Annotated in this window: 6 protein-coding genes; all 6 read right to left on the bottom strand. The window is 29.5% G+C overall.

Annotated features, from left to right (window positions below; translation table 11 throughout):
• Positions 1-221: 221 nt before the first annotated feature.
• The 6 genes from EGM88_RS10770 to EGM88_RS10745 are packed head-to-tail and all read right to left on the bottom strand — an operon-like array spanning position 222 to position 7,334.
• On the bottom strand, positions 222-3,062 hold the full coding sequence (locus EGM88_RS10770) for a type I restriction endonuclease subunit R (protein ID WP_123898300.1): 2,841 nt from the start codon (positions 3,060-3,062) through the stop codon (positions 222-224).
• A gap of 49 nt (positions 3,063-3,111) precedes the next feature.
• On the bottom strand, positions 3,112-3,543 hold the full coding sequence (locus EGM88_RS10765) for a hypothetical protein (RefSeq protein ID WP_123898299.1): 432 nt from the start codon (positions 3,541-3,543) through the stop codon (positions 3,112-3,114).
• Entirely contained in the window at positions 3,543-4,016 is a 474-nt protein-coding gene (locus tag EGM88_RS10760; RefSeq protein WP_123898298.1) for a helix-turn-helix transcriptional regulator, read from the bottom strand. The genes EGM88_RS10765 and EGM88_RS10760 overlap by 1 nt, the downstream gene beginning before the upstream one ends.
• A gap of 4 nt (positions 4,017-4,020) precedes the next feature.
• The gene (locus EGM88_RS10755) at positions 4,021-4,548 is read right to left on the bottom strand and encodes a hypothetical protein (protein ID WP_123898297.1); all 528 of its coding nucleotides are present in this window, start codon (positions 4,546-4,548) and stop codon (positions 4,021-4,023) included.
• Positions 4,549-4,603: 55 nt separating this feature from the next.
• On the bottom strand, positions 4,604-5,695 hold the full coding sequence (locus EGM88_RS10750) for a restriction endonuclease subunit S (protein WP_123898296.1): 1,092 nt from the start codon (positions 5,693-5,695) through the stop codon (positions 4,604-4,606).
• 37 nt (positions 5,696-5,732) lie between these two features.
• Positions 5,733-7,334 carry a type I restriction-modification system subunit M gene (locus EGM88_RS10745; RefSeq protein WP_123898295.1) on the bottom strand — a complete coding sequence of 534 codons (1,602 nt, stop codon included), beginning with the start codon at positions 7,332-7,334 and terminating at the stop codon, positions 5,733-5,735.
• Between the last annotated feature and the right edge of the window lie 391 nt (positions 7,335-7,725).

Genomic DNA, 7,725 nt, shown 5'->3' with positions numbered 1-7,725 from the left:
AAGTTGTGGGTTTTTTGTTTTTCAAAAACGTCAAAAGCTTGCTTTTGTAAGTTTTTGAAAAACAAAAAACTAAACATACGATAGTATGTTGTGGTTTTTATGATTGTATTGGATAATCAATCAAGGGATCACGACCGCCAGGGAGTAATTTTTTTGTGAATATTTAATTATAAAGGTTTTGCGTATTTCTTTTGAGTTGACAGAATCACCTCATTTAGACGTTATTCTACACCATTAATAAAAGTTTTTACAAAGTCTTTTATTTTTTCTGTTATTCTGGTGCTTATTGATTCCCTTTGCAGGACACTAGGTTGTTTTTCTAATGCTTCTATTACCTCATCTTCGCTTGCCATTCTACCTGTGAAAAGAAAATCGTTTATGATGTCTTCTACTTTATCTTGTTTTAACGCTTCCGCTTTACTTAAATCTTGTAAAGCCTTTTTGGTTTCTACTTGCCAATAGTTTTTAAATTCATCTTCAATAGCTTCACTATTGTTTATTTTAGGTAAATTATTTTGAATAAACTTTTCTATTAATACTCGTTTACTTCTTAATTCAGATTCTCCAGCAATTAAATCGATGATTTGTTTTTTCTGTTTTGCTTGGTCTTTTGGTTTCGCATCTTTTAATTGTGCTAAAAGCTTCATTATATAAGCTACATTGATTTCATCACGATGTATTAACTCTAATTCAAAATCAATTTCATCTAAGATAGATACTGATTCTTTCTGATTATTTGTTTTTATCTTATCGTAAAGGTCTAAATATTTGCTTGTGTAATCTGCAAACTCTTGTTCTTTCATATAGGTATCATCAAAACTAAATTCAATAAATGATGATAGTATATTTTTAAGACGCATTATTTCTCTGAAGGCTTTTGCAAATTCTAATTCGTCTTCTTCAGTAACCAAATCATTTACACTATCTACTGTTGGTGCAATATCCATTAATACCTTATAAGCTTCATTGAATTTCTTTACTTGCTCTTCATAAGGTGCTATTATAATGGTTTCTTGAGCATTTTTATCTGAAAACAAAGCAATAGCATCATCTGTATTTTGTTTTAGATTACGGAATGCTAAAATATTACCTTGTGATTTCTTTTCGTTTAATATTCTATTTGTACGAGAATAGGCTTGTATTAAACCGTGATAGTTTAAATTTTTATCTACATATAGCGTATTTAAGGACTTACTATCAAAACCTGTAAGAAACATATTAACTACTAATAATATATCAATCTGTTTATTCTTAACACGTTTTGAAATATCCTTTTTATAGTTGAGAAATGTATTACCGTCTTTAGCGGAATGTTTAGTCCCAAATTGATGGTTGTAATCTTCGATATATAAATCTAATTTATCTTTATGTGGCATTATGTTATAGCTTGCTGATTGTTCAGCGGCCATTTGAAAATCTTCTTCTGGTATTTCACCATTTGCCGAAGTATCTTCTGGATTAGGAGCATATGAAAAAATTGTTGCTATAGTTAAGTTATGTTCACCAGCTTCTTTTTTGGATTTAAACAGTTCATAATATTTTATTAGAATATCTACACTACTTACACAAAACATTGCGGTAAACGTTCTGTGATGCGTTTTACGATTGTGATTTGCTATTATGTAGTCACAAATAGTGTTAATATAATCATCACTTTCATATACTTCCTGTTTATCAATATCTTCTACTTTAGTATCATCAATATCTTCTTTTTGTTTAAAGACATTATAATACTCAATTGAGAATTTTAAAACATTTTCATCTCTAATAGCATCGGTAATAACATACTTATGAAGGCAGTCGTGAAATAGGTTTGCAGTTGTTTGTTTGATACTCTTTTTACTAATGGCATTTTTTACAAATATTGGCGTACCGGTAAAGCCAAATAATTGATGATTGGTAAAGAAGTTTACAATACGTTTGTGTGTATCTCCAAATTGAGAACGATGACATTCATCGAATATAAAAACTACTTTTTCATCTTTTAAAGCTTCAATCTGTTTTCTAAACTTTGCTTTTGAAATAGCACTATTTAGTTTTTGAATTGTTGTAACTAATAAAGGTCTGTTATTATCTAAAAATTGATTGATAAGCATTTTGGTGTTTTCAGTACCATCAATACTCTCTTTGTCAAATGCTTGAAATTCTCTAACAGTTTGGTCGTCTAAATCTTGTCTATCAACTACAAATACTACTTTTTTAATTTTAGGATTGTTTGTTAATATCTGACTTGCCTTAAATGACGTTAGCGTTTTACCTGAACCTGTAGTATGCCATATATAACCGTTTTTATCAGAATTTTTAACTCTTTCAATAATAGATTCTACTGCATAATATTGATAAGGTCTAAGTATCATTAGCTTTTTATCACTTTCGTGTAAAACAGTATACTTGGTTATCATTTTAGCAATATGACAAGGCTCTAAAAAGATATTAGCAAAAGGCTTTAATTGCGTTATTTTTTTATTCTTTTCATCACTCCAGAACGATGTAAACTTAAAACTTTGCTTTTGACTGTTTGCATAATACTTGGTATCTACACCATTACTAATTACAAAGATTTGTACATAATTAAATAGTGCATTGTTAGATGCAAACGATTCCTTTTGATAGCGTTGTATTTGATTAAAGGCTTCTTTTAGCTCTATACCTCTACGCTTTAATTCTATTTGTACTAAAGGCAAACCATTGATTAGAATTGTAACATCGTAACGGTTTTCTCGTTTGCCGTTAATTGTGATTTGACTGGTTACTTGGAATTGATTTTGACACCAGAAATCTTGATTTATAAACTCTATATATGCTTTATCTCCATTGTCTTTTTGCAATACATATTTATCTCGTAAGGTTTTGGCTTTATCGAAAATGTTACCTTTAGACAAATGAATAACTATTCTTTCAAACTCTGAATCTGTAAAGGTTGTTTTATTATGCTCTTCTAATTGTGATTTAAGATTACTTAATAAATCATTTTCTGTTTTTATAACAACTGATTTATGACCTAAACCAACTAATTGGCTTATTAAATTATTTTCTAATACTTGTTCAGGTTGTGTTGTCATTTAATGGTATTATTTGATAAGCAAAATAGTTGAATTGTTTTTACACAATTCAATTACCAAGTGAAAACTCAACATCTTCTTTAATCATTTTGGTCACATCTAATGTGGGTAACAAATATTTATTAAAAATAGTACCTTCTGTTTTAGCGTGAAGCACACCTCTGACAGAGCTTACCGTAATCATCGTTAAATGAGTCATAAAACCTTGAGGTAAGGTAATAACGGAATCATTACAATAATTCTTAAACGATTCATCTGATATTCTAAAATGACAACTAACTTGAAGTTTTAAAAATGCTTTTTTATTTTGCTCAAAAATAATAGTTACGACAACAGCTATTAGCTTTTCATCTTTGTTAAACTTAAACTCTAAACCTGTATTTAAATTGGTTTTAGCCTTATCTTTATAATTATCTTCAAATGTTGCAAATTGTTCGGTTTTAATACCTACTAATGCAAACCCTACACTTCCTTCTTTCATTACGATGCCATTTGATAATTAGACTCATCTACAACTACCATAATAGGCTCAAGGCTTAAGCCTTTATTAAATTCTTCTTTAAAAAAGGGTACACCTGAAGAAACTTCAGGTTTATAAGTAGGTACATTAAAATCAAAATTTAACATATCCTCAAAAGAAAAAGCTTGAAACTTTTTCTCATAATAACTTGCTAGAATAGGAATATCTAGAACTTGTTGTAGTTTTACTTGTGTTTCTAAAGTTAGATTCTCTTTACCTTTAACAATTTTAGAAACCTGTTGGGGGCTTACATTTAGCTTTTCTGCTAACTTGCGTTGAGACCATCCTAAATCATCTAATTTATTTAAAACTTTAAGAGCAATATCTTGCGATTCTCTTAAACGTGCTCTATTTTTAATACGCTCTTTATTCCTTGTAACCGTATTGGTTTTTTCGTTAGAAATTAAGCTTTTAAATTTTTCTTTATTTGTCATCGTTTTAAAGTTCTGTTCTAAATTCGTAAAAAGATTCTTTATCTACTACGCCATTATCTTGTAAGAAAGATTTAACTTTTGCAATCTTTTTCATTTCTTCTCTGGTGTCTTTGTGGTCTTTGTTTTTAAGGCTCATTTTAATAGCACCACCTGTTATTAAAAAACAATCATCGTCTATTTTTATTGCATATAGTCTTAAACTATCTTTCATTGAGGTTTTACCTTTACGTAATGATAGTAATTTAAAACCTGTTTCATTATTATCTAATTGATGAAAATATTTATCTAATGGTATATCGTCTTCTATAAGTTCATCGAGAAAATCCTCTATTGTTTCGGCATCTTTAAGTCTTGCTTTTACAAACTTGTCAATATTTTTTACCCCATTGTCTTTGGCATACTGATATAAATAACTAACATCTGTCCATAAATTTAGCAATCTATCATATTCGCAATCATCATATTCTTCACTGCCTTCTTTTTTATAAGCAACGGAACTTAATTTCTCTGCAAATATATCAACTATTTTCATATAATCAACCTGTAGGTTTACTTATTAACAATTTTATTAACTAATTTAACATTTTTTATACAAACATTTGTTGTAACAACCCTTTTTTAAAGGCTTTACTATTTTCTATTTGGGTATTTAAAGCTTCAATCTTTATATCTATATCTGATAAGAAATTGGCTATTTTGGTTTGTTCTTCTTTAACAGGTAGTTTAATAGGCATTTTTTGAAACATTGGAAGCCTTAAAGATTTAACTGTTGAACCAACTGCCTGACTTAAAAAATATCTTCTATGAAAATGAATATAGAAATAAATAAATTTACTAATAGACTCTTTAAACTCCATTATGGCATATGTTCTCTGATGTAAGTCGAATTTTCCAACATAGTATTTTGGTACAAAATCAGAACCTTCACCAGCTACAATTACAGCTTCACCTTCAAATAAATACCTACTACTTGTTCTTATATCTTCAGAGCGGTCAAAAAATGTAAATTCACCATTCAAACCCGAATCTTGTCTATTTGAACTACCTGTTGTTATATTTGAGATTTTACCCAACACCGTTTTTTCCCATTTAGGAAACTCATTACCATTATCATCTTTAAATCGTAACTCTAGACTAAAGATTTTTTGCATTATACCTTTTTTGTATTGCTCTAAAAGGTCTTTCTTTTTGGTTAATTTGGTAATTTTATCATCTACATCTGTAAGGAATGATGCTATTTTTTTTTGCTCTGGAAGGGTTGGAAGGTTAATATTAATTTTTTCAATTGTCTTTTTTGATAAACTGGGAACACCAGAAGCTTCATTATGTTTATACCAATTTATATTTTGAAATAATGAATACACAAATCTTGGTAAAACTTGTTTAAATGAGTGTGTATAAAACAAGGTATCAACTGTCCAAAATTTCTCATTTAAAAATATAGGATTGTCAATTGTACCTTTTCTACCAATACAAACACTTTCACCATCATAAAGAAATTCGTTTACACTTGTCATATATCCACCTGTACCATAAACAGGTATTTCACCATCTTTTAAGTGTTTATAGTCTTTACCACTTCCAATGGATAAGATATTTTCAATCTTTTTTATTTTCCATTCACCCTGAAACTCTGGAAATCTTAATTGTGGTATTAAATTATTTTGTTTTGTATTCATAAGCTACAGATTGCTTCGTTTCTCTCGCAATGACGTTTTAGAATGGTGTTTTAATATTTAACTCTTTACAATAGGAAGCAATACGTTTATCGGTTTCGGCAATTTCTATATCTAAGGCTTGTATTGCTGAGGCAACTGCATTAATATCAATAGGTGCTTCTTCTTCAAAAGTATCTACATAACGTGGTATGTTTAGGTTGTAGTCGTTATCTGCAATTTCTTGTAATGTTGCTCTGTGGCTGTATTTATCTATTACCGCTCTGTTAGTATATGTATCTACAATTTTATTAATGTGCTCTGGTAGTAGCTTGTTGTCTTTACCTTGTTTTTCAAACTCGTTACTTGCATCTATAAATAATACATCTTCATTAACTTCTCTACATTTTTTTATTACTAAAATACAGGTTGGTATGCCTGTACCAAAAAAGATATTTGCAGGTAAACCAATAACAGCATCAATGTAGTTTCTATCTTCAATTAAATACCGTCTTATATGTGCTTCTGAAGAACCTCTAAATAATACACCGTGAGGTAATACGGTTGCCATTATACCATTTTCATCTAAATGATGAATCATATGCTGTACAAATGCAAAATCTGCTTTTGTTTTGGGTGCTAATTTACCATACTGACTAAACCTATCATCTGTACTAAAAATACCTTTCGCACTCCATTTGGCAGAAAATGGAGGGTTTGCTACAATAGCTTCTGCTTTTAGGTCTATATCGATATGTTGTGGTTCTTCCAACGTATCTCCTTGTTTAATATCAAACTCACGATAATTTACATCGTGAAGTATCATATTCATACGTGCTAAATTGTACGTTGTTCGGTTTAATTCTTGACCGTAAAACATTCCTACATCATCAACTTCTTTAGCTACACGTAATAACAAGGACCCACTCCCACACGTCGGGTCATATACTGATTTTAAACGCTTTTTACGAGTAGTAACAATTTTAGCTAATATGGTAGATACTTCTTGAGGCGTATAAAATTCCCCAGCTTTTTTACCTGCTCTTGATGCAAATTCTCCAATTAAATATTCATAAGCATCACCCAATAAATCGCTTTCAGTATCTTCTAATCTGAAATCAATTGCATCTAAATGGGTTATAATTTTTGCAATGGTTTCATTTTGGGCTTTAACGGTTCTACCTAACTTACCAGAAGTTAAATCTAAATCTTCAAATAGTTTTACAAAATCATCTTCAGATTCTGTACCCATTGTACTTTGCTCAATATTGGTAAGAATACGCTCTAAATCTTCAATAATAAAGAATTGCTTTGCTTCGTCATTATCATTGGTTTCAATTTCTGATAGATTGTTCCCTTTTTGAGCAATAGAGGTAAATAACTCACTTGGTTTTAAAAAATACCCTAATTCTTTTACACAGGCTTTTTTTACGGCTTGAATATACAACTTTCCATTATCTGAATTTTCATCCAATTGCTCATAGGTTAAATTGTCTGGTGCTAATATTTTATTGGCGTATAAATGCAACTTCTCTGAAAGGTATTTAAAGAATATAAAGCCTAAGATGTAGTTTCTGTAATCGTCTGCATCCATTTTGCCACGTAATAGGTTGGCAATAGCCCATAATTGTTTTTCAAGTAGTTTTTTTTGTTCTTCTGACATTTGGTTTGAAATTGTATTTTAAAATGTTAAAAATATAAATCTTTATCAAAATAATAGCCCTATTTTATATCTATATTAATAATATTATCTAAAAGTGCCTGTAAGGAAGATGTCATTTTATAACCATTTAATAATTGACCTATTTTAGGTTTTCCCAATCATATAATTTAGGTTTTTGGTGTGTTAAAACCAAATTTATCAAAAATTCTTTTACCTTTAATTTTACCTAAAATGAGTCCGTTAAATCCACAATACTTAACCAAAAAACAAAGTGTTTTTCAAAAAATAGCAGCTTTTGTAGAGAAATTTAAGGGCGTTGGTGGTCAATTGTAAACACTTAAGTTCGTATAACATTTTTGTCAGCAATCAAATGGTACTGTTTTATAGTAAA

This window comes from Aureibaculum marinum (genome assembly GCF_003813905.1).
Taxonomy (GTDB): Bacteria; Bacteroidota; Bacteroidia; order Flavobacteriales; family Flavobacteriaceae; genus Aureibaculum; species Aureibaculum marinum.
This window is presented reverse-complemented; position numbering and strand designations above follow the sequence as displayed.